Raw genomic sequence first — 20,313 nt, 5'->3', positions numbered from 1 at the left:
AGGCGGCGTGCTACCCGTGGGAGCGGCTGGGCGGCACTCCGCTTCAGCCGCGAAGCTTCGCGGATAAATCCGCTCCCACGGGGTTGTGGCGCGCCTTCAACCAGGGTGTCGCATATGACGCCTGGCCTGCGTGCGATGTGCGAGGCGAGCTTTGCCTGGCAGGATGTTCAGCTAATCAGCCCGCCGAGCAGCCACAGACCGAAAAACAGCCAGATCAATCCGGCGATGATCGAGCGGCGCAAGAAGGCGCGCACGGCGGTGTAGAGCAGTAGCAGGCCAATTACCAGCACCACCATGCCGAGCAGTGACGGAGTAATGCCGAGCGCCTTGGACATGCCATCGATAAAACCGCCGATCGCATCGCCCAATAGGCCGAGGAATCCGCTCAGGCCTTCGACGATGAAGCGGATGACCGCGCCGAACGCCTGGCCGAGGGATTCAAAAAAACCTTCAACACTCATATTTTTTCTGTTCCAGTTTGTCTGGTGTAGTTGTTGCCGGGCGCCAGTGTGCCAGTCATTTGGTGGTATCGCTGGCCAATGGGCGTCCCTGGGCCACAAGGGCTGTCGCTGGATTCACTATACAAGGAGTTTCGTGTGCTTAAGTCGACCGGCCGGGGAACCGGGCTATGGCCTGTGCCGCGCTGCCCATGGCTGGCTGCGCCCCTGTGCCTGATGCTGGTGCTGCTCGCTGCCGACCGCCTGTTCCCGCTGCCGCTGCCGGATGACGATCTGGCGCGGGTGGTGCTGGCCGAGGACGGCACGCCGCTGTGGCGTTTCGCCGATGGTGACGGCGTGTGGCGCTACCCGGTCAGCCCAGACGAGGTTTCGCCCTATTACCTGGAGGCGCTGCTGACCTACGAGGATCGCTGGTTCTACCGCCATCCGGGGGTCAATCCGTTGGCCCTGGGCCGCGCGGCCTGGCAGAACCTGTCCGGCGGACGGCTGGTTTCCGGCGGCAGCACCCTGTCGATGCAGGTGGCGCGTCTGCTCGATCCGCATGGGCGCAGTTACGCCGGCAAGCTCAAGCAGCTGTGGCGCACCGCGCAGCTGGAGTGGCACCTGTCCAAGGAGGAAATCCTCGGCCTGTATTTGAACCGCGCGCCCTTCGGCGGCACCCTGCAGGGCGTCGCTGCCGCCAGTTGGAGTTACCTGGGCAAGTCGCCGGCCAATCTGACCCGCGCCGAGGCGGCCTTGCTCGCGGTGCTGCCGCAGGCGCCCAGCCGCCTGCGTCCGGATCGCCACCCCGAGCGCGCCCGGGCGGCGCGGGACAAGGTGCTCAAGCGCCTGGACAGTTTCGCGGTGTGGCCGCACGCGGCGATCGCGGATGCCCTGGAGGAACCGGTGCTCCTGGCGCCGCGTCAAGAGCCGCGGCTCGCGCCCCTGCTGGCGCGGCGGCTGAACAAGGCCGGCAGCCCGCCGCTGATCCGCACCACCCTCGACGCCGCCCTGCAGCGGCGCCTGGAAGAGCTGCTGCTGGGTTGGCGCGCGCGCCTGCCGGAGCGCACCTCGGCGGCGATCCTGGTGGTCGAGCAGCCGAGCATGGCGGTACGCGCCTACCTCGGCTCGCTGGATCTCGGCGACGCCAAGCGCTTCGGCCATGTCGACATGATCGCCGCCCAGCGCTCGCCCGGTTCGACCCTCAAGCCCTTTCTCTACGGCATGGCCCTGGATGCCGGCCTGATCCATTCCGAGTCCTTGTTGCAGGACGTGCCGCGGCGCTACGGCGATTACCGGCCGGGCAACTTCGCCGCCGGTTTCAGTGGCGCGGTGGCGGCCAGCGAGGCCCTGGCCAACTCGCTCAACCTGCCGGCGGTGCAGCTGCTGGAGGCCTACGGGCCCAAGCGCTTCGCCGGCGAACTGCGCAGCGCCGGCGTGCCGCTGGCCCTGCCGCCGCTGGCCGAGCCGAATCTGGCGCTGATCCTCGGCGGCGCCGGCAGCCGCCTGGAGGAGCTGGTCGGCGGCTACAGCGCCTTCGCCCGTGGCGGCAAGGCCGCGCGTCTGCGTTTTCAGCCGCAGGATGCGCTGTACGAGCGGCGCCTGCTGTCGCCGGGGGCGGCCTGGATCATTCGGCGCATCCTCAGCGGCCAGGCGCGCCCGGACCGCGACCCGCGCGCGCAGTTGGTGCCGCGCCCGACCCTGGCCTGGAAGACCGGCACCAGCTACGGCTTTCGCGATGCCTGGGCGATCGGCGTGGCGCCGCGGCATGTCATCGGCGTGTGGATCGGTCGGCCGGACGGCACCCCGGTAGCCGGCCAGTTCGGCCTGGCTTCGGCCGCGCCCTTGCTGCTGCAGGTGCACGATCTGTTGGTCAACCGCGACAGCCAGCGCGGCATCGCCTTGTCGGCCGAGCCGCAACCGGCCGAAGTCGGCGTCGCGGCGATCTGCTGGCCGCTGGGCCAGCCCATGGCCAAGGACGACCCCAATTGCCGGCGCCAGCGCTTCGCCTGGACCCTGACCGGCACCACGCCGCCGACCCTGCAGGCGCTGGATCAGCCGCTGGGGTTGGGCTTGCTGGAGAATGTCTGGGTCGGTGCCGGGGGATTGCGCGTCGATGCCAGCTGTCCCGGCGCCGAGTCTCGCCCCATCGCCTTGTGGCCCGCGCCCCTGGAGCCCTGGCTGCCGCGTCGCGAGCGGCGCAGTGCACGCTTGCCGGCTGTCGATGCGAGCTGCCCGCCACTACGTGCGCCAGTTGCTGCGCCGCTGTCGATCGTCGGCGTGCGTCAGGGCGACCGCCTGCGCCGCCCGGCTGCGAGCGCCGAGCCGCTGCGTCTGCGTCTCTCGGCCCTGGGTGGCAGCGGTCGGCGCTGGTGGTTCGTCGATGGCCAGCCGCTCGGTGAAACCACCGCCGAGGCCGACTTCAACCACGCTTTCAGCCGCAGCGGCCGCTACCAGCTCAGCGTGCTGGACGAGAGCGGGCAGACCGCGCGGCTGGAGTTCGGGATCGGCGATTAGCCAAGTGCAGGCGCTGGCGTTTGCTGCCGGCCGGCCTGTTGTTGCAGCGCACAACCCTCTGCTGCGCTATCGTCAATACCCAGGGGCGGCTGGCGCAATGCTATTGCAGGCCTATGGCTATGAGGCGTTGGGTGTGCGGGATAAGTTTTCGGTGGCTGTTGTATTCGCCTGTCTATCTGCGCGGGCTTCGACCCTGGGGGCACTGGCCATGGGGTCGCTGCCCGTGCGTTGCGGTCGGCTCACGGGCCGACGGCCAGCAGGCCGGGTTGCCGGAATCCTGCTCCTGGTGTGCCTGCTGCTGACCAGCGCAAGGGCCGTTGCCGAGCAGCCGGTGCTGATTGTCGACGGCGCGCAATCGGCCATCGCTCTGCAGCCCTACATAAGCTATCTGCGCGACCCGACGGGCAGTCTGCAGATCGAACAGGTTGTGCAGCAGACCGGGCAGTTCCGCCCGGCCAGTGAACGGCGCGATCTGAATTTCGGCTATACCCACGATCATCTCTGGCTGAGCCTCGACCTGGTCTCCACGGCCGACCAGCTCAGCGATTGGCTGATCGAGATGCGCTACGCCTCGCTCGACCGGGTCAGCCTCTACAGTGTCGGCGCGGATGGCATCAAGGTTCAGCACTCTGGCGACACCCTGGCCTACGGCGAGCGCAGCATCGGCCATCGCAATCCGGTCTTTGCCCTGCGCCTGGCGCCGGGCGAGCAGCGCAGGCTGTTCATTCGCGCGCACTCCGCAGGCAGCCTGACCCTGGATAGTCGGCTATGGCCGGCGGCGGGCTTTCAGCAATACAGCCAAAAGGGCTATGTGCTGCTGGCCCTGTACTTCGGCGCGTTGCTGGCACTGGGCAGCTATAACCTGCTGCTGTTCGCGGTGTTGCGTGAGCGCTCGTTCATTCTGTATGTGTGTTTTGTCGCCAGCTTCGGGGTTGGCGTACTGGCCATCAACGGCCTGGGCGCCCAGTACCTGTGGCCCAACCTGGGCACGCTGGGCAATCGGCTGCTGCCGCTGGGCATCAGTTTGGCGGCCACGCTCGGGGTGCTGTTTGCCCAGGCGTTCTTGTGTACCGCGCGGCGCACGCCCAGGCTCGACCGTTACCTGCGCGTATGGGCCGGTCTGGCGGCACTGGCGACCCTGGCCACCCTGTTGATCGAGGTGCAGCTGGCCCTGCAACTGATGTCCATCGTCGGCCTGGTCAGCGCGGTGGTGCTGCTGCTCACCGGGGTCATCTGCGTGGCCAGGCGAGTACCCGGTGCGCGGATCTTCGTGCTGGCCTGGCTGGCGTTGCTGATCGGCGGCAGCCTGCTGGCGCTGCGTAATTTCGCGCTGATCCCGTCCAGTTTCATCACGATCAACGCCATGCAGATTGGCTCGGCCATGGAGATGCTCCTACTCTCGCTGGGCTTGGCGGCGCGCTTCAACAAGCTCAAGCGGCTCCAGGAAGAGGCGCAGAAGCAGGCGCTGGCCGCCGCGCTGCAGCAGGAGAAAGTACTGGAACAGCGGGTTGCCGAGCGCACCGAGGCGCTGGCCGAAGCCAATGCCCGGCTGGCAGCGCAGGCCATGCAGGATCCGCTGACCGGGCTGGCCAACCGGACCGCCCTGGCCAGCCATATGCAGCAGGCCATGTTGCGCACCAGGCGGCGCGGCGAGTTGCTGGCGCTGGTGTTGATCGATCTGGACGGCTTCAAGGACATCAACGACGAGTGGGGGCATGCGGCGGGGGACCGCGTGCTGATCGAGATCGCCGGGCGGCTGCAGGCGTTTGCCCGGGGTAGCGATCTGGTCGCCCGGCTGGGTGGCGATGAATTCATTCTGCTCAGCGAAGGTATCCACAACCGGCAGGAAGTCCTGGTGCTGGCCGAGCGCCTGTTGCAGGCCATCAGTTTGCCGGTGGCGCTCAAGGATGAAAGTGTCAGCGTTGGCGCCAGCATCGGCATCAGCTTCAGCGACGGTATCGCGCCGGATAGCGAGACCCTGCTGCGCCAGGCCGATCAGGCCATGTACCAGCGCAAGCGCAGTGGCAAGCAGGGGGTGGTGCTGTATGCGTCGTGAGTCGGCTGTTCATCCGGCTGTAGTGACGGGTGCTCGATAACTGTTATTGGCTGTCACAATCTGAATAATTGTGCACAATGCTGTATCCAGTTAAGTCGTCTACTCACAACAATAACCACGGCAGGCTTTCCATGCATCTCTGGCAGCGCAGCGTCCAATGGCAATTGATCCTCAGCATGGGCGCGGCGTTGCTCGCCAGCATCCTGATCGTGGTGGGTATCTATTCGGCGGTGGTCAATCGCCTGACCGAGCGTTATCTGGTGGAGGAGGCGTTGCCGGCACGGGTGCTGTCGATCCGCAACGACCTGGAGCGGGTGCTAGGCGCACCGATCACCGCCAATGCCGGGATCGCCGCAAACAGCCTGGTTGAGGATTGGCTGGCCGCGGGGGAGGACGACGCCCGCCGCGGGGAGTTCGCCCGTTACCTGGAAGGCGTGCGCGCCCAGCAAAATGCCTTGACCACCTCGATTGCCGCGTTGCACAGCGGCCACTACACCACCGGCGACGGACTGCTGCGCACCCTCAAGCGTAATCAAGCGGAAAGTCAGTGGTTCTATACGCTGGTCGACAGCGACCGCGACCGGGTGCTGGAAATCGATATCGACAAGACTAGCCGCCAGCCAACCCTGTTCATCAATCAGCGGATCGAGCGCGATGGCCAGACCCTGGGCGTTTCGGGGCTGGGTTACAGCCTTGCGGCCATGTCGCAGATGATCGGCGACTTTCGTTTCGGCGCCAACGGCCAGGTGTTCCTGGTCGATGGCCAGGGCGCTATCAGGATTCATCCACAGGCCGAGCTTAATGGTCGCGCACAGCTGCGCGAGCTGTTTGGCGACGGCCCGGCGCAGGAACTGCTCGGCAGCGCTGGCCAGGCGGTGCGCTTCGAGCGTGACGGGCAAACCTACCTGGGCGTGGCGCAAAAACTCGCCAGCCTGGACTGGTGGCTGGTCAGCGAGGTGCCGGAGGCGGAGATCTACGCCGAGGCGCGGCAGGCGCTGTGGACGACCAGTCTGATCGGCATCGGCGTGGCCCTGTTGTTCCTCGGCCTGGTGGTGCTGCTGGCGCGGGGTCTGGTGCGGCCGATTCGTCAGGTCACTGCGGCGCTGCTGGAAATCGGCAGTGGCGGCGGCGATCTGACCCGCCGTCTGGACGAGTCGCGCGCCGATGAACTGGGCAATCTGGCCCGCGGCTTCAACCGTTTTGTCGGTAGCCAGCGCGAACTGATCGCTGCGGTGCTGGCCACCAGCGAGCGGCTGCACAGTGCGGTCGGCCAGGTTGCGCAGGTGGTGGAGAACACCGCCGAGCGGGCGGGCCAGCAGCAGGAGATGACCGACATGGTCGCCACCGCGGTGCATGAAATGGGCCTGACCGTGCAGGAGATCGCAGGCAATGCGAGCAGTGCCGCGCAGGCGTCGCACAGCGCGCGTGACGAAGCGCAGCAGGCGCGTCAGGTGGTCGGTCAGTCGATCGGGCATATCGAGCAGATGTCCGCCGAAATCGGCAGTGCGACTGCTGCGGTGAGCGAGTTGGCGCAACAGGTAGGGTCCATCGACCAGGTGCTGGCGGTGATCCGCGGGATTTCCGAGCAGACCAACCTGCTGGCGCTGAATGCCGCCATCGAGGCGGCGCGCGCCGGCGAGATGGGCCGCGGCTTTGCCGTGGTCGCCGACGAGGTGCGCAGCCTGGCCAGTCGCACCCAGAGTTCGACCGATGAGATCCGGCAGATGATCCAGCGTCTCAAGCAGGGCGCGGAAAAGGCGGTCAGTTCGATGCACGCCGGGCAGGTAGCGACCGGCACCGGCGTCGTCGCCAGCCAGCGCACCGGTCAGTCGCTCGGCGCCATCACCGCGCAGGTGGAAAAGATCAGCGACATGAACACCCAGGTGGCGGCGGCGACCGAGGAGCAGTCGGCGGTCACCGAGGACATCAACCGCAACGTCCAGGGCATCGCCGACCTGGCGCATGCCACCGCCGGCGAGGTACGCAGTTGCCGTGCGGACTGCCAGACCCTGAGCGGCCTGGCCGCTGATCTGAGCAGGCAGATGGGTAGTTTCAGGCTCTAGCGGTCAGGCCAGTTCGAGCCGGTTGCGGCCCCTGGCCTTGGCCCGATAGAGGGCGTCGTCGACCCTTTTGTAGAAGGTTTCCGCCGAGTCGTCACACAGCGGCAGGAAGTGGCCGATGCCGAGGCTGCAGGTCAGTGGCAGCTCCTCCACTTGCGCCTCTACGCGCAGCGGTTGTGCGGCCAAATCAGCGCGAAAGCGTTCGGCCAGTGGGATGGCCTGCTCCAGCATGGTGTCGGGCATCAGCACGGCGAACTCCTCGCCGCCCAGGCGCAGCAGGATATCGCTGTCGCGGCGGAACACCTGGCGCATGCGTTCGGCGAAGGCCTGCAGGCCGAGGTCGCCGGTGCGGTGGCCGTACTGGTCGTTGACCGCCTTGAAGTAATCGATATCCAGCAACACCAGGGTCAGCTGGCCGTTTTGCCGGCGTGCGTTGGCCAGCCAGGCGGGTAGCAGGGCGTTGAACTGATATCGATTGCCCAGGCCGGTCAGGGCGTCGGTGCGGCTCAGGCGGTCCAGTTGCTCGCCGTGCAGCAGCAGGCGCAGTTCGCGCTCGAGGCCGATGCGGTATTCGCGGTTCCAGCGATAGAGGAACAGGCCCAGATAGCCCAGGTAGATCACCAGGGCCACGGATTCGCCGATATCGCCGATGCCCAGATGGAACTTGATCGCCGTGCTGGGCAGGTAGGTCAGCAGGATAGCCAGCGCGCAACGGCCCATGCGCATCGGGTAGGTAAACGCCAGGGATGTGCCGAATACCACCACGCTGAGCATGATCAGCAGGTGCGAGGCGACTATCTCGGGGTGCAGCTGAATGCCTGCCAGCATCAGGCCCCAGGTCATCGACTGAAGGAGAATGGCCAGCCAGTGCAAATCCAGCCAGCGCTGCAGTTGCGCCGGGTCGAGCTGTGCCGATGGGCGATGGTGGCTGCGCAGGGCGAAGAACAGCAGCAACAGCAGGCTGCCGCCACCCCAGGCCCAGAGGTTCTCCCAGGGCTCGCTGCTGGTGAACCAGAGCAGCCCCCAGGCGAGCAGGTAGTAGTAGCCGGCAAACCTGGAGCGGACATGGGTGTCGCTTGCCTCCCGCCACAAGCTGAGGCTGGTGCTGGAGGCCGCAGACTCAGACTTCATCGGCGTCGTACTCGGAGAGCTACAGTTTCAGCCTAGTCGAACGATGGCCATTTGCCTTTGCCTTTGCCTTTGCCGAGCCCGCGCTCGTTGCATCGGTCGCAGTAGGCGAGAGTTTTTACAAGCTCTCATGCTCAGGCCCGGACCAGGCAATTGCGGCCCGCCCCCTTGGCCTGGTAAAGAGCCGCGTCGACGCGCTTGTAGAAGGCTTCGGTGCTGTCGTCGCGCTGCGGATCGAAGCAGCCGACGCCGAGGCTGGCGGTCAGTGGCAGGCTGTTGCCCTGTACGTGGAAGTCTTCGCGGGTCAGTTCCTGGCGAAAGCTCTCCGCCAGCAGGCAGGCCTGTTCCAGCGGGGTGTTGGGCATCAGCACGCCGAACTCTTCGCCGCCCAGGCGCAGCAGGGCATCGCTGCCGCGGCGGAACACCTGGCGCATGCGTTCGGCGAAGGCGCTGAGGCAGGCGTCGCCGCAGGCATGGCCGTGCTGGTCGTTGATGCGCTTGAAGAAGTCGATATCCAGCAGCACCAGCGACATCGGCTCGCGCTGGCGTTGGGCGCTGGCGACCAGCGCCGGGAACAGGTTGTTGAACTGATAACGATTGCCCAGTTGGGTCAGGCTGTCGGTGCGGCTGAGCAGGTCCAGGCGTTGCTGTTGTTCCAGCAGCTTGAGTTCGAGCGTCAGGGTGTTGTGATACTCGCGGTGGCTGCGGTTGAGCGCCAGCAGCAGGTAGCTCAGGTAGCAGGCCAGGGTGATCAGGATCGCCTGTTGTTCGCGCCAATTCATGGCCAGTGCGACCAGGCCGGGTAGATAGAGCAGGAGCAGGGCGACGCTGGCGCGGCCCTTGCGCATCGAGAAGTTGAAGGCCATCGCCGTGCTGAAGGCGATGGTGCTGAGGGTGGCGATCAGCCGGGAACTGGCGAATGCCGGGTCGTTCAGGCTCCAGGCATGCACCAGACCCCAGGCCAGTGCGGTGAGCAGAACCAGGCCCCAATGGCGGTCGAGCCAGGTGCGCAGCGCTTGCGGGGTCTCCTGCGCGGGCAGGCGATGGAGCAGGCGCAGCGCCAGCAGCAGGGCGAAAAGTCCGGCTCCGACCAGGCCCCAGGCCAGCAACTCGGTCGGGTTGGCGCTGAACAGCCAGGTCAGCAACCAGGCCAGCAGGTAATAGATACCGCCCAGGCGCGTGCGCACGCGGGTGTCCTGGGCTTCGCGCCAAAGCACGAAGGTCTGCGGGTCGCGGGGTACTTCGGCGTTGCTCATAGTGTGTGATCACAAAAACTGCTGGGCCCGGCCATAGTGCGTCAGTCAGGTCTGGAACACCACTTTGCCATCATCACACATGTACCCCCTAGCGCAGGATCAGCAGCGGGCCGGTGCTGGAGCGTAGCAGCTGGCTGGTGGTGCTGCCGACCAGGAACTGACGAATCCGCGAGTGGCCGTAGGCGCCCATGGCCAGCAGGTCGATGGCGTGCTCGGCCTGGTAGGCGTGCAGGGTCGGCTCGACTTCGCCGGCGCGGATCGCCAGGTGCACCGCGCTGGCCGAATCCTGCAGCACCCGCTCGGCGGACTTGAGCTGCTCCCAGGCGTCGCTGGTGTCGGCGCCGACCATCAGCAGGTGACATGGCAGGCCCTTGAGCAGCGGGCTGGCGGCGATCAGCTCGATGCCTTTGCGCGCGGTGGCGCTGCCGTCGTAGGCGAACATATAGCTCTGCGGCGCCTTGAATTCGCCGCAACTGACCAGGATCGGCCGCTGCAGGGTGCGGATCACGTTCTCCAGATGGCTGCCGACCAGCTGGCTGAGGTTGTCGCTGGTTTCGCCCTGGCGGCCGATCACCAGCAGGCGGATGTCCTGCTGCAGTTCGGCGAGGCTCTCGACCAGGTCGCCATGCCGTTGACGCAGTTGCGGGTTGGCCACGCCATCGGCGATGGCGCGGGCCTTGGCCGCTTCGAGCAGGTGATGACCCTGTTCCAGGGCCAGCTTGCTGCGCTTTTCGTCGAGCGCCGCCAGTTCTTCCAGCAGGTGCTCGCGGCTGCCCAGGCCGATATTGCCGGACAAATCGCTTGGCTGCGGGTACTGCACCTGATCCAGCACATGCAGGAAGCACAGCGCTGCGCCGAGGCGCTGGCTGGCCCAGGCGGCATAGTCGCAGACGCCGGTGGCGGAGTGCGAACCATCGATACAAGCCATTACATGGGTCATGCGCTGCTCCTTATTAGTGGCCCATCAGTTGGTCGACGGCATCGGACCCGGCGGGGCCCGATTTGTCGTGTACGCCAAAGCGGTCGACGATGGTGGCGCTGGCCTGGTTGAGGCCCAGCACTTCGACTTCGGTGCCTTCGCGGCGCAGTTTGAGCACCACCTTGTCCAGGGCGGCGACCGCGGTGATGTCCCAGAAATGCGCGCGGGACAGATCGATGCTCACCTTGTCGACGGCCTCCTTGAAATCGAAGGCGGCGACGAATTTGTCGGCGGAGCTGAAGAACACCTGGCCGACCACCTGGTAGCTGCGCCGAGTACCGTCGCTGTCGGCTGCGGAGTCAATATAGAGGAAGTGGCCGATCTTGTTGGCGAAGAACAGCGCCGCCAGCAGCACGCCGACGAACACGCCGTAGGCCAGGTTGTGGGTGTAGACGGTGACCGCCACGGTGGCGAACATGACGATATTGGTCGACAGCGGGAACTGCCTGAGGTTGCGCAGCGAGTCCCAGCTGAAGGTGCCGATCGACACCATGATCATCACCGCGACCAGTGCGGCCATGGGGATCTGCCTGACCCAGTCGCTGAGGAACACCACCATCAGCAGCAATACCACGCCGGCCACCAGGCAGGACAGACGGCCGCGGCCGCCGGACTTCACGTTGATCACCGACTGGCCGATCATCGCGCAGCCAGCCATGCCGCCGAGCAGGCCGGAGGCGATATTGGCCACACCCTGGCCCTTGCATTCGCGGTTCTTGTCGCTGGTCGTATCGGTCAGGTCGTCGACGATGGTCGCAGTCATCATCGACTCCAGCAGGCCGACCACGGCCAGGGCGGCGGCATAGGGGAAGATGATCGCCAGGGTCTCGAAGTTCAAAGGCACGTCGGGCCAGAGGAAGATCGGCAGGGTGTCCGGCAGCTCGCCCATGTCGCCGACCGTGCGGATATCCAGACCGAGGACCATGGCCGCGGCGGTCATCGCCAGGATGCACACCAGCGGCGAGGGGATGACCCGGCCGATCTTGGGCACATAGGGGAACAGGTAGATGATCCCCAGCCCGGCCGCCGTCATGGCGTAGACATGCCAGGTCACGTTGGTCAGCTCCGGCAGCTGGGCCATGAAGATCAGGATCGCCAGGGCGTTGACGAAGCCGGTGACCACCGAGCGCGAGACGAAGCGCATCAGGCTGCCCAGCCTGAGGTAGCCGGCGCCGATCTGCAGCACGCCGGTGAGCAGGGTGGCGGCCAGCAGGTACTGCAGGCCGTGCTCCTTGACCAGGGTCACCATGACCAGGGCCATGGCCCCGGTGGCGGCGCTGATCATCCCCGGACGGCCGCCGACGAAGGCGATTACCACGGCGATGCAGAAGGAGGCGTAGAGGCCGACCTTGGGGTCGACCCCGGCGATGATCGAGAAGGCGATGGCCTCGGGGATCAGCGCCAGGGCGACCACCAGACCGGCGAGCACGTCGCCGCGAATGTTGAACAACCAGGTGTTTTTCAGGCTTTGCAGCATGGCGTATTCCAAAAGGGCTGGGTTCCACTGCCGCGCGCAAGCGCCGGGCGGACGGGGTGAATGGCAGATTGAAAAATAACGCAGGCGCATGAGCGAACGGCGTTCGGCTATGCAAGGGCGCACAGCAGAATGGCCGGGAGAACCGGCGAGGCTATGCGGGAGGGAACTTGACGCTAAGGCGGCTTAGGCAGCCAGCGCAATGGGTGGGCCAGTGTCATGACGACCTGTCTCTGTCCATACAAGCAAAAAGGCCGCGCACCTTAACACAGTCGGGCGGGGTGCGCAGCCCGTGCGGGCGCGCGGTGGAACTTGCCCGGCGACGCATGATCGAACACCTGCGCCGAACTGGCGCAGGCTTTCGGTTCTGTGCGCTCGCGTGCCGAACGCTGCTGAGCTGCGCGGATTGCAACAATCGCGGAGCAGACTGCCTTTGCCCATCTGCACGCGAGAGTGACCGTCGATGACGTCAACTGCCAAGGGGATGCTAGGACGGCTGCCTGTTTCAAGTCCATGGACATGGGCGCTGTTGTTGATCCTGCTGACCCTGGTTTATCAAGTGCGCAGCCTGCACCTGGATGACCGCCTGTATTTCTGGATCCAGACCTCCTGGCATCAAACCGAGTGGCAGGAACGCAGCCTGTGGCTGCCTGAATACCGGGTGCGGATCGACGCCAAGGCTGTGCCGAGGGTCGGCGACAACCTCTCCGGCTTGACCTATGACGAGCATCGCGACCAGCTCTGGGCGGTGGTCAACAACCCGGAAGAGTTGCTCGCCCTGAGCACCGAGGGCGAGGTGCTGGCACGCTATCCGCTGAGTGGCTTCAGCGACGTGGAGGGCATCACCTACCTGGGCGACAACCTGTTGCTGCTGGCCGAGGAGCGCAACCAGGCGCTGGTGGCGGTCGAGGTGCCGGCGCAGCCCGGCGCCCTGTTCCGCGAGGATTACCGGGCGCTGACCCTGGGCCTCGGTTTGGGCGGCAACCAGGGCTTCGAAGGTGCCGGCTACGACCGGGCCGGCGACCGGCTGTTCGTGGTCAAGGAGCATTCGCCGCGCAAGCTCTATGAAATCCGCGGGCTGAAAGCGAGCATCGAGGGCGACTTCAACCTCGAAGTGATCGACCGCGAGGCATGGATCCAGAACGTCTTCGCCACCGATCTGTCCTCGGTGCATTACGACCAGCAGACCGGCCATCTGGCCTTGCTCAGCGACGAGTCGAAGGTGCTGATGGAGCTGGACGGCAAGGGCAAGCTGATCAGCTTCCGTTCGCTGCTCGGCGGCTTCGCCGGTCTGCAGGACAGCGTGGCCCAGGGCGAAGGCATGACCTTCGACGATCGCGGCAACCTCTACCTGGTCAGCGAGCCGAACCTGTTCTACCGCTTCGAGCGCCAATAGCGCGGCAATGCGAGCGGGTGGTAAATGCTGCGCACAAACCCCCGCTCGTGGCCTGGATGCGATCCGGGGAGCGCTGTCCGCCGCACGCTTTTTTTCCCCGGATTTCATCCAGGCTACGGTGCGGCCAGGGCGGTCTTACAGCGCCTTGTCGAACTGGATCAGCGCCACCCGCACGCCTTGCGGATCGCGGCGCTCAAGCACTGCGCTGAGCCGATAGCCGAGCTTGGGGTAGAGCAGCAGCCCGGCGCTGTTGGCGTTGAAGCAGGACACCTGCATGCGCCTGGCCTTGTAGTGCTCGCGCGCCAGTTGCTCCATCACCGCTACCAGATGCTGCGCCACGCCCTGGCCACGCGCCCAGGGCGCGACCATCAGGTTGCCCAGGGCGCAGAAGTCGCCGTGTTGCCACTGGTAGAAATTGGCGAAGCCGGCCACCCGGTCATTCAGCAGCACCACGCTGCTGTCGCGCCGCTCGGCCATGGCCGCGGCCAGTTGAGCGACGCTCAGCGGCCAGTCCGCCTTCGGGTAGCTGAAAAACAGCTCCTGGGCGTTCTGCGGGAATCCGACTATGGCGCTCAGGTCGGCGGCGCTGGCCGGGCGGTGGGTAAACAGTGCGGGTTGATTCATCGGGCATCCTGGTGGGCGGTTCATGGCATTAGCAGGCCGTTGAAAAACGTAGGCGAGGCAGGCAAAACAAGGACTAGGCGTCCCCGCAAACAGGCGAGGAAGCGGACTGGGCTCGCACGCGAGTTTACGAGCTGTAAATGAGCATTCCGACTGTGCTCGCACCCGAGCCTGTTTTTAACGCAGTATTGCCAACGCAGGTAGTTTTTCAACGGCCTGTTAGGTGAAGGCGCGGCTGCGTAGCCGTCTGGGCGCAATCCGGGAGCCCCTGGATGCGCTGGCGCTTATCCCGGCTAAGGTGCGCAGTCGCCGCGCCAGGGGAGCGGCCGGCCAAGCGCTCGCGCTATTCTGGGTGAGGCTTAGTGCGGCGGGTATTGGCTGAGTACCTTGGCCACGGTTTCGCGAATCTGTGCGCTGCGTTCGCTCGGACTCTGCTGGTTGTCGCGCAGGATCTGCCGGCCGCTGCCGCGCCACACCAACTGGCCGTCCTTGCCGTTGTACAGGTCGATCTGCAGGGTGCCGGTCTGGTAGTCCGTCACGCGGGTTTCGCTGTAACCCGGACCGCCCCAGTAGCCGTGCCAGGGGCCGCCCCAGAAACCGCCGTAATGGGTGGTGACCTGGTTCTGCCGTTGGTCGACGATCAGCCAGGCCTGGACCTTGAGGTCGCCGGCGCTGCCTGCCGGCGCCAGGCGCAGGCCGCGCTGATCGAGTTGCTCGACGATTGCGGCGCGCAGGCGCTGTTCGGTCAGGTCGCTTTTCAGGCGCGGGTCGTCGGGGCGGTACTGCACGGCCGGCTCCTGCCAGCTCCAGCTGCGGAAGGCGGCGAAGTCGCGGCTGGGGTCGAAGTCGCGATCGAGTTGGGTGGTTTGGCAGGCGCCGAGCAAGAGCAGCGCGGGGATCAGCAGCAGGTGCAAACGCATGGTCGAACCTCCGGGTCCTTGGTTGCGCGTCCGCCGGTACGCGCGGCAAGAGCCAATGATCGTTATGTATCAGGTTGGCGGGTAATTCTCCAGGGCGCGTTGCAGGGCCGCCCGCAGCGCCCTGCTGCGTTCGGCCTGGCTGCCGTCGCTGAGCATTTCGGCGCTGCCGCTCCACAGGAGTTGGCCGTCCCGGGCGTCGAACAGGTCGATGCGTACCACCAACACTTCTTCCTCATAGGTGCGCACCAGCGGTGCACTGCCCCACAGACCGAGGTGATCACCATAATAATTATGGCCGTAGTAGCTGCCGTAGCGATCGGCGACCTGACGAATGCGCCGCTCCAGGCGCATCTCGCTGCTGACTTCGAGGTCGGCGGCGCTGCCGGGCGGTGCCGGGCGCAGGCCGCGCTGGTCGAGGGCGTTGCTCAGCGCCTCCTGCACCAGGGCCGAACTGGCCCAGGCACTGCCTGCCGGTGGTTCGCGCCAAGTCCAGTTGCGGTAGTGCGCATAATCGCGCGCGGGGGCCGGGTAGGCGCTGAGGTCCAGCTGACTGCCGGCATGCGCCGGGGCCGGCGGCAGCGGTTTGGACTGCGCCGTATAAGGGTTCTGGCTCTGGCAGGCGACCAGGCCCAGACCGAGCAACAGCAGCGCTACGCGGTTCATCGATGCCTCCCCTCAGCGCGGTCGACAGATCCAGTGCAGATAGCGGCCCAGGCCGGCAAAGCTTGGGTGGCGGCGATAGGCCAGCTCCATTTCCAGCAGGTCGATCAACTCGGCCTTGGCCTGGAACTCATGGGGCATATAGTCATGGAAAACCCTGATGCCACTCTGACTTTCGACCTGCCAGCGCGCGCCAAGTTGCGCCGCCAGCTCGCGCGGATCGATCGGTCGCTGCGGCGTCAGGCTCTGCTTCTCGCCGGCGAATTCGGCCTTGCGCAGCTTGCGGAAATGGCCCTTGAGCAGGTTGCGGTAGATCAGCGCGTCCTTGTTGTAGAAGGCCAGCGACAGCCAGCCGCCCGGGGCGCAGAGCTGGCGCAGTACTGGCAGGATAGCCTGCGGCTGGGCCAGCCATTCGAGCACCGCATGGCAGACCACCAGGTCGTAGGGTTGCTCGAGCTGGCCGAGCAGCTCCTGCCAGGGCGCCTGGATAAAGGTCGCCGCCTGGCCGGCCCCGGCGAAGCGCGCGCGGGCCCCGGCGAGCATGGGTTCGGCGGGTTCGGCGAGGGTCACCAGGTGGCCGCGTTCGGCCAGCCACAGCGCCATATGGCCGAGGCCGGCGCCGATATCCAGCACCCGCAGCGGTCGATCCGGCAGGGCTTCGGCGAGGTCGGCCTGGAGCACCGCCAGGCGAATCGCACCCTTGGCACCGCCATAGATCTTCTCGGCGAAGCGCGTCGCCAGTTCGTCGAAATGGCGGTCGCTCATGGCGCGAACCGCCGTTCGCTGTCGGCCAGCTTGGCGCGCACCGCCTGCTCCATGTCGATCCCCAGTTCGCTGCACAGCAACAGCAGGTAGAGCACGATATCGCCCACCTCCTGGCCGGCGTGATGCAGTTGCTCGGGGGCGAGCTGGCGCGATTGTGCCTCGCTCAGCCACTGGAAGATCTCCACCAGTTCGGCCATTTCCACGCTGGCGGCCATGGCCAGGTTCTTCGGGCTGTGGAATGGCCGCCAGTCGTTGCGGTCGCGGATGGCGTGCAGGCGGGCGGTGAGTTCGGTCAGGTTCATGCGGCTCCGCGGGGGTGCGCTGGGGGAAAGCGCATTGTTTCACGGGGTTGGGCTGGCAGCCAGCAGCCAGCTGTATGCGCCAGATCGTTGTTGCGTACAGTCGGCGTACTCATCCCTCATCCGGCGCCTGGGCTTCGCCCTGCAGCAGCGCCGCCTTGCGCGCCAGCCCCCAGCGGTAGCCGCTCAGCGCGCCATTGGCGCCGATCAGCCGATGGCAGGGCACCAGCAGGCCCAGAGGATTACTCGCGCAGGCCTGCGCCACCGCGCGCGGGTGGCTGCCGATACTGGCGGCCAGTTCGCCATAGCGTCGCGTTTGCCCCACCGGGATTTGCTGCAGGGCGTGCCACACCTGTTGCTGAAAGACCGTGCCGCGCAAGTCCAGGGGCAACTGCGCGGCGCGTTGCGGTTCCTCGATCTGGCCGATGACCTGCTGCAGCCAGTCGCCCAGGCCGGCATCGTCGCGTTGCAGGCGGGCGGCGGCGAAGCGCTGACGCAGCTCGCTTTCCAGCGCCTCGTCGGTGTCACCGAACAGCAGGGCGCAGACGCCCTTGGCACTGCTGGCCAGCAGCAACTGGCCGAGCGGGCAGGCGGCGATGGCGTAGCGCAGGGCTTCACCGGCGCCGCGCCGGCGCCGTTGTGCCGGGCTCAAAGCGTCGCCCTGGGCGTACAGCGCACGGGTCCCGGAATAGCCGGCGGCCAGCGCCGCCTGCAGCACCGACTCGGCCTGTGGCAAGCCGGCTTCAAGCTGTGCGCGGCGTTGGGCGTTGGCCCAGGCCTTCGGCGTCAGCCCGGTGCGCGCCTTGAATGCGCGCGCCAGGTGCGAGGCGGACAGGCCAATGCGCGCGGCGAGTTGTTCGAGGGCCGGTGTCTTGTCCTGCTCGACCAGCAGGCGACAGGCGGCGGCGACCAGTTGATCGAGCTGTTCGGCCGGGCTGGCGCCCTGCGGCGAGCAGCGCCGGCACGGACGGAAACCGGCGGCTTCGGCGCTCTGCGCATCGGCGTGGAAGCTGACGTTGTCGCGTCGTGGCCGCCGCGCCGGGCAGCTCGGCCGGCAATAGATGCCGGTGGAGCGCACGGCGAAGACGAACTGGTTGTCGCGCGCGGCGTCGCGGGCGCAGACGGCTTGCCAGCAGCGGTCGGGATCGAGCATGGCGCGGCTCCAGGAAATGATGAGTCGATTGTCGACCCTTGCGCCGGCTGCGCCAATGCCAATCGCGCTTTCAAATCTGCAGCTCGTGGTCAGTCGGCAACTATTTATTGACCCGCTAATGGACACATGATGACCCGTGGGCTGGGTTCTGCCCGAGGATTGCCGTATAACGGGGCGGTATACGCGAATAGGGCAACACAGGACCCACGATTAAAGCTAATGAAGACGCCAAAACGTATTGAACCCCTGGTCGAGGCTGGTCTGGTCGACGAAGTGATGCGCCCGCTGATGAGTGGCAAGGAAGCCGCGGTGTACGTGGTGCGCTGCGGTGATGAACTGCGCTGCGCCAAGGTCTACAAGGAGGCCAACAAGCGCAGTTTCCGTCAGGCGGCGCAGTATCAGGAGGGGCGCAAGGTGCGCAGCAGCCGCGATATGCGGGCCATGAGCAAGGGCACCAAGTATGGCCGCAAGGGCCAGGAAGATGCCTGGCAGAACGCCGAAGTGGCTGCCTTGTTCCATCTGGCTGGCGCCGGGGTGCGGGTGCCCAAGCCCTACGACTTCCTCGAGGGCGTGTTGCTGATGGAACTGGTCCTCGACGATGAGGGCAACGTTGCGCCGCGCCTCAACGATGTCGACCTGCACCCGCAAGATGCCCGCGAATTCCATGCCTTCATGATCGGTGAGGTGGTCAAGATGCTCTGCGCCGGCCTGGTGCATGGCGACTTGTCCGAGTTCAACGTGCTGCTGGGGCCTGAAGGCCCGGTGATCATCGACCTGCCGCAAGCGGTCGATGCCGCTGCCAACAGCCATGCTTTCAGCATGCTCGAGCGCGATGTCGGCAATATGGCCGCCTATTTCGGCCAGTTCGCCCCGGAACTCAAGTTCAGCAAGTACGCCAAGGAAATGTGGGCGCTGTACGAGGCCGGCGAACTGACCCCGGACAGCCCGCTGACCGGCGAGTTCGACGATCCTGAAGAGGCCGCCGATATCGATGCGGTGATGCGCGAGATCAAGGCCACCCTGGCCGAAGAAGCGCGCCGCCAGGCCCTGCTGAATGCCGAGGATGCCCCCGTCGGCGAAGAGCCGCCACCGCCCTGGGCACAATAGCCGACAGCACGCTGGGCGAGCCGTTGCAGCCCTGCTTGCCGTCAGCCCACGGTCGGGTTGGTTTTACAGCCGCGCCACCTGGAAGGTATCGCAGCGGCCGACCTGGCCGTGCTCGAAGCCGAGCTTGAACCAGCGCATGCGCTGCGCCGAGGTGCCGTGGGTGAAGGAGTCCGGCACCACCTGGCCGCGCGTCTGTTTCTGCAAACGGTCGTCGCCGATGGCATTGGCGGCGTTCAGTGCTTCCTCCAAATCGCCCGGCTCCAGCCAGTCGAGACGGCGCTGGGCGTGGTGGGCCCAGATCCCGGCCAGGCAATCGGCCTGCAACTCCTGACGCACCAGCAGGCCGTTGCCGCCCTCCATGCGTTCGCCGCGCCGGCGTGCGGCCTGCACCCTGGCCGAGACGCCGAGCAGGGTCTGCACATGGTGACCGACCTCATGGGCGATCACATAGGCCTGGGCGAAGTCGCCGGCGGCGGCAAAGCGCTGTTCCAGTTCGCGGAAGAATTGCAGATCCAGGTAGACCCGCTGATCGCCGGGGCAGTAGAAGGGGCCGACCGCCGAGTCGGCGAAGCCACAGGCCGAGTCGACTCCGCCGCGGAACAGCACCAGGGTCGGGTCGCGGTATGAGCGGTCGGCGCTCTGGAAGAGTGCGCGCCAAGTGTCCTCGGTGTCGCCGAGGATGGCGCGAACGAACTCCGCCTGTTCATCGTTGGCCGCCGGTGGCGCACTCTGCCGCGAGTCGAACGAACTGGTCTGGGTGGCCTGGCCGGCCAGTTGGCCGAGGATCTGCAGCGGATCCTGGCCCATCAGCAAGCCGATGATCACCACCGCGGCGACACCGCCGAGGCTCAACCCCTTGGTCCCGCCAAAGCGCCTCGCGCCATTGCGTCCGCGCGCATCCACCACGTTGTCGCTGCGTCTTGCCCGTTTCCAGCGCATTGCCCGGCTCCCTTCGTCAGTTCCTAGACTGCAGTGTCGTCGCCCTCCGGGGCGGGCGCCAGTAAGTTGGATCAGTTGCCCGGGTAGTCGCCGAGCACGCGCTCCTTGCCCTGCTGGTCCAGACCGATGACCTGGTAGGGCTGCTGGCGATCGCCCATCTCCATCCCCGGCGAGCCGGCCGGCATGCCCGGCACCGCGGCACCGAGCAGGTCCGGCTGCTGGCGCAACTTGAGGATGTCGGCCGCCGGCACGTGGCCCTCGACGAACTTGCCGTCGATCACCCCGGTGTGACAGGAGGCCAGGCGCGGCGGCACGCCGAGGCGCTGTTTGACCGCACTCATGTCGCTTTCGACATGGTCGTTGACCCTGAAGCCGTTGTCCTGCAGATGGCTGATCCAGGCCTTGCAGCAGCCGCAATTGGCGTCCCGGTGCACGTCGATGCTGATCGGCTCGGCAGCCTGGGCGAGGCCGGCGCAGAGACCGGCGATAAGAATTAACGGACGCATGCTGGAACTCCATTGTGGATCGTTGGCCGAGCATAGCGCT

At 66.4% G+C, this 20,313-nt stretch carries 18 protein-coding genes and 1 pseudogene; 6 read left to right on the top strand and 13 right to left on the bottom strand.

All coding sequences use genetic code 11. From position 1 onward, the window contains the following. Nucleotides 1-167: 167 nt before the first annotated feature. A complete protein-coding gene (locus BM315_RS06195; protein WP_090498909.1) occupies nucleotides 168-461 on the bottom strand; it encodes a hypothetical protein in 294 nt (97 codons plus the stop codon). A 174-nt stretch (nucleotides 462-635) separates the two neighbouring features. On the opposite strand from BM315_RS06195, the gene pbpC reads away from it, so the two are divergent. From pbpC to BM315_RS25400, 4 genes and pseudogenes are all read left to right on the top strand, one after another. Further along, nucleotides 636-2,954, top strand: coding sequence for a peptidoglycan glycosyltransferase PbpC (gene pbpC / locus BM315_RS06190; RefSeq protein WP_280140413.1), 2,319 nt, complete (start codon nucleotides 636-638; stop codon nucleotides 2,952-2,954). Between the two features lie 151 nt (nucleotides 2,955-3,105). After that, a complete protein-coding gene (locus tag BM315_RS06185) occupies nucleotides 3,106-5,010 on the top strand; it encodes a diguanylate cyclase (RefSeq protein WP_244527256.1) in 1,905 nt (634 codons plus the stop codon). A gap of 77 nt (nucleotides 5,011-5,087) precedes the next feature. Then, nucleotides 5,088-6,209: pseudogene (locus BM315_RS25405) on the top strand (HAMP domain-containing protein); the annotation flags it as partial. A 126-nt stretch (nucleotides 6,210-6,335) separates the two neighbouring features. Further along, complete coding sequence (locus BM315_RS25400; RefSeq protein WP_425287769.1) at nucleotides 6,336-7,073, top strand: methyl-accepting chemotaxis protein; 738 nt, start codon at nucleotides 6,336-6,338, stop codon at nucleotides 7,071-7,073. 3 nt (nucleotides 7,074-7,076) lie between these two features. Here BM315_RS25400 and BM315_RS06175 read toward each other — a convergent pair whose 3' ends face one another. From BM315_RS06175 to BM315_RS06160, 4 genes are all read right to left on the bottom strand, one after another. After that, nucleotides 7,077-8,201 (bottom strand): GGDEF domain-containing protein, encoded by a 1,125-nt coding sequence (locus tag BM315_RS06175; protein ID WP_090498901.1) that lies wholly within the window; start codon nucleotides 8,199-8,201, stop codon nucleotides 7,077-7,079. Between the two features lie 131 nt (nucleotides 8,202-8,332). Then, nucleotides 8,333-9,454, bottom strand: coding sequence for a GGDEF domain-containing protein (locus BM315_RS06170; protein ID WP_090498899.1), 1,122 nt, complete (start codon nucleotides 9,452-9,454; stop codon nucleotides 8,333-8,335). Nucleotides 9,455-9,542: 88 nt separating this feature from the next. Then, nucleotides 9,543-10,394, bottom strand: a complete 852-nt coding sequence (locus BM315_RS06165; protein WP_090498897.1) for a universal stress protein — start codon at nucleotides 10,392-10,394, stop codon at nucleotides 9,543-9,545. Nucleotides 10,395-10,407: 13 nt separating this feature from the next. Continuing rightward, complete coding sequence (locus BM315_RS06160; RefSeq protein ID WP_090498895.1) at nucleotides 10,408-11,910, bottom strand: SulP family inorganic anion transporter; 1,503 nt, start codon at nucleotides 11,908-11,910, stop codon at nucleotides 10,408-10,410. A 460-nt stretch (nucleotides 11,911-12,370) separates the two neighbouring features. Here BM315_RS06160 and BM315_RS06155 point away from each other — a divergent pair, with 460 nt between their 5' ends. Next, complete coding sequence (locus BM315_RS06155; RefSeq protein WP_090498893.1) at nucleotides 12,371-13,303, top strand: SdiA-regulated domain-containing protein; 933 nt, start codon at nucleotides 12,371-12,373, stop codon at nucleotides 13,301-13,303. 135 nt (nucleotides 13,304-13,438) lie between these two features. Here the strand turns inward: BM315_RS06155 and BM315_RS06150 are convergent, their stop codons facing one another. From BM315_RS06150 to ada, 6 genes are all read right to left on the bottom strand, one after another. Beyond that, nucleotides 13,439-13,927, bottom strand: coding sequence for a GNAT family N-acetyltransferase (locus BM315_RS06150; protein WP_090498891.1), 489 nt, complete (start codon nucleotides 13,925-13,927; stop codon nucleotides 13,439-13,441). Between the two features lie 356 nt (nucleotides 13,928-14,283). After that, the gene (locus BM315_RS06145; RefSeq protein WP_090498889.1) at nucleotides 14,284-14,844 is read right to left on the bottom strand and encodes a DUF4136 domain-containing protein; all 561 of its coding nucleotides are present in this window, start codon (nucleotides 14,842-14,844) and stop codon (nucleotides 14,284-14,286) included. Between the two features lie 69 nt (nucleotides 14,845-14,913). Then, nucleotides 14,914-15,507 carry a DUF4136 domain-containing protein gene (locus BM315_RS06140; RefSeq protein WP_090498887.1) on the bottom strand — a complete coding sequence of 198 codons (594 nt, stop codon included), beginning with the start codon at nucleotides 15,505-15,507 and terminating at the stop codon, nucleotides 14,914-14,916. A 12-nt stretch (nucleotides 15,508-15,519) separates the two neighbouring features. Then, complete coding sequence (locus BM315_RS06135) at nucleotides 15,520-16,269, bottom strand: methyltransferase (RefSeq protein WP_090498885.1); 750 nt, start codon at nucleotides 16,267-16,269, stop codon at nucleotides 15,520-15,522. After that, complete coding sequence (locus BM315_RS06130) at nucleotides 16,266-16,571, bottom strand: nucleotide pyrophosphohydrolase (RefSeq protein WP_090498882.1); 306 nt, start codon at nucleotides 16,569-16,571, stop codon at nucleotides 16,266-16,268. Before BM315_RS06130 ends, BM315_RS06135 begins: the two co-directional genes overlap by 4 nt. A gap of 109 nt (nucleotides 16,572-16,680) precedes the next feature. Then, nucleotides 16,681-17,721 carry a bifunctional DNA-binding transcriptional regulator/O6-methylguanine-DNA methyltransferase Ada gene (gene ada, locus BM315_RS06125; RefSeq protein WP_090498880.1) on the bottom strand — a complete coding sequence of 347 codons (1,041 nt, stop codon included), beginning with the start codon at nucleotides 17,719-17,721 and terminating at the stop codon, nucleotides 16,681-16,683. A 219-nt stretch (nucleotides 17,722-17,940) separates the two neighbouring features. On the opposite strand from ada, the gene BM315_RS06120 reads away from it, so the two are divergent. Next, nucleotides 17,941-18,828 (top strand): PA4780 family RIO1-like protein kinase, encoded by an 888-nt coding sequence (locus tag BM315_RS06120; protein WP_090498878.1) that lies wholly within the window; start codon nucleotides 17,941-17,943, stop codon nucleotides 18,826-18,828. A 63-nt stretch (nucleotides 18,829-18,891) separates the two neighbouring features. On the opposite strand, the gene ypfJ is transcribed toward BM315_RS06120, so the two are convergent. Then, nucleotides 18,892-19,767 (bottom strand): KPN_02809 family neutral zinc metallopeptidase, encoded by an 876-nt coding sequence (gene ypfJ, locus BM315_RS06115; RefSeq protein WP_090498876.1) that lies wholly within the window; start codon nucleotides 19,765-19,767, stop codon nucleotides 18,892-18,894. Nucleotides 19,768-19,838: 71 nt separating this feature from the next. After that, nucleotides 19,839-20,273, bottom strand: a complete 435-nt coding sequence (locus BM315_RS06110; RefSeq protein WP_090498875.1) for a DUF411 domain-containing protein — start codon at nucleotides 20,271-20,273, stop codon at nucleotides 19,839-19,841. Between the last annotated feature and the right edge of the window lie 40 nt (nucleotides 20,274-20,313).

The sequence above is a fragment of the Pseudomonas borbori genome, assembly GCF_900115555.1.
GTDB lineage: Bacteria > Pseudomonadota > Gammaproteobacteria > Pseudomonadales > Pseudomonadaceae > Aquipseudomonas > Aquipseudomonas borbori.
The sequence above is the reverse complement of the archived record's forward strand: the minus strand, read 5'-3'. Positions and strand labels throughout refer to the sequence as shown.

Excerpts from the sequence above, each read along its gene's own strand:
- BM315_RS06145 (WP_090498889.1), bottom strand. The coding sequence starts at position 14,844 with ATGCGTTTGCACCTGCTGCTGATCCCCGCGCTGCTCTTGCTCGGCGCC.
- BM315_RS06130 (WP_090498882.1), bottom strand. The coding sequence starts at position 16,571 with ATGAACCTGACCGAACTCACCGCCCGCCTGCACGCCATCCGCGACCGC.
- BM315_RS06150 (WP_090498891.1), bottom strand. The coding sequence starts at position 13,927 with ATGAATCAACCCGCACTGTTTACCCACCGCCCGGCCAGCGCCGCCGAC.
- BM315_RS06110 (WP_090498875.1), bottom strand. The coding sequence starts at position 20,273 with ATGCGTCCGTTAATTCTTATCGCCGGTCTCTGCGCCGGCCTCGCCCAG.
- BM315_RS06195 (WP_090498909.1), bottom strand. The coding sequence starts at position 461 with ATGAGTGTTGAAGGTTTTTTTGAATCCCTCGGCCAGGCGTTCGGCGCG.
- BM315_RS06175 (WP_090498901.1), bottom strand. The coding sequence starts at position 8,201 with ATGAAGTCTGAGTCTGCGGCCTCCAGCACCAGCCTCAGCTTGTGGCGG.
- BM315_RS06135 (WP_090498885.1), bottom strand. The coding sequence starts at position 16,269 with ATGAGCGACCGCCATTTCGACGAACTGGCGACGCGCTTCGCCGAGAAG.
- BM315_RS06165 (WP_090498897.1), bottom strand. The coding sequence starts at position 10,394 with ATGACCCATGTAATGGCTTGTATCGATGGTTCGCACTCCGCCACCGGC.
- BM315_RS06155 (WP_090498893.1), top strand. The coding sequence starts at position 12,371 with ATGACGTCAACTGCCAAGGGGATGCTAGGACGGCTGCCTGTTTCAAGT.
- BM315_RS06140 (WP_090498887.1), bottom strand. The coding sequence starts at position 15,507 with ATGAACCGCGTAGCGCTGCTGTTGCTCGGTCTGGGCCTGGTCGCCTGC.
- BM315_RS25400 (WP_425287769.1), top strand. The coding sequence starts at position 6,336 with ATGACCGACATGGTCGCCACCGCGGTGCATGAAATGGGCCTGACCGTG.
- ypfJ (WP_090498876.1), bottom strand. The coding sequence starts at position 19,767 with ATGCGCTGGAAACGGGCAAGACGCAGCGACAACGTGGTGGATGCGCGC.
- BM315_RS06170 (WP_090498899.1), bottom strand. The coding sequence starts at position 9,454 with ATGAGCAACGCCGAAGTACCCCGCGACCCGCAGACCTTCGTGCTTTGG.
- ada (WP_090498880.1), bottom strand. The coding sequence starts at position 17,721 with ATGCTCGATCCCGACCGCTGCTGGCAAGCCGTCTGCGCCCGCGACGCC.
- BM315_RS06120 (WP_090498878.1), top strand. The coding sequence starts at position 17,941 with ATGAAGACGCCAAAACGTATTGAACCCCTGGTCGAGGCTGGTCTGGTC.
- BM315_RS06160 (WP_090498895.1), bottom strand. The coding sequence starts at position 11,910 with ATGCTGCAAAGCCTGAAAAACACCTGGTTGTTCAACATTCGCGGCGAC.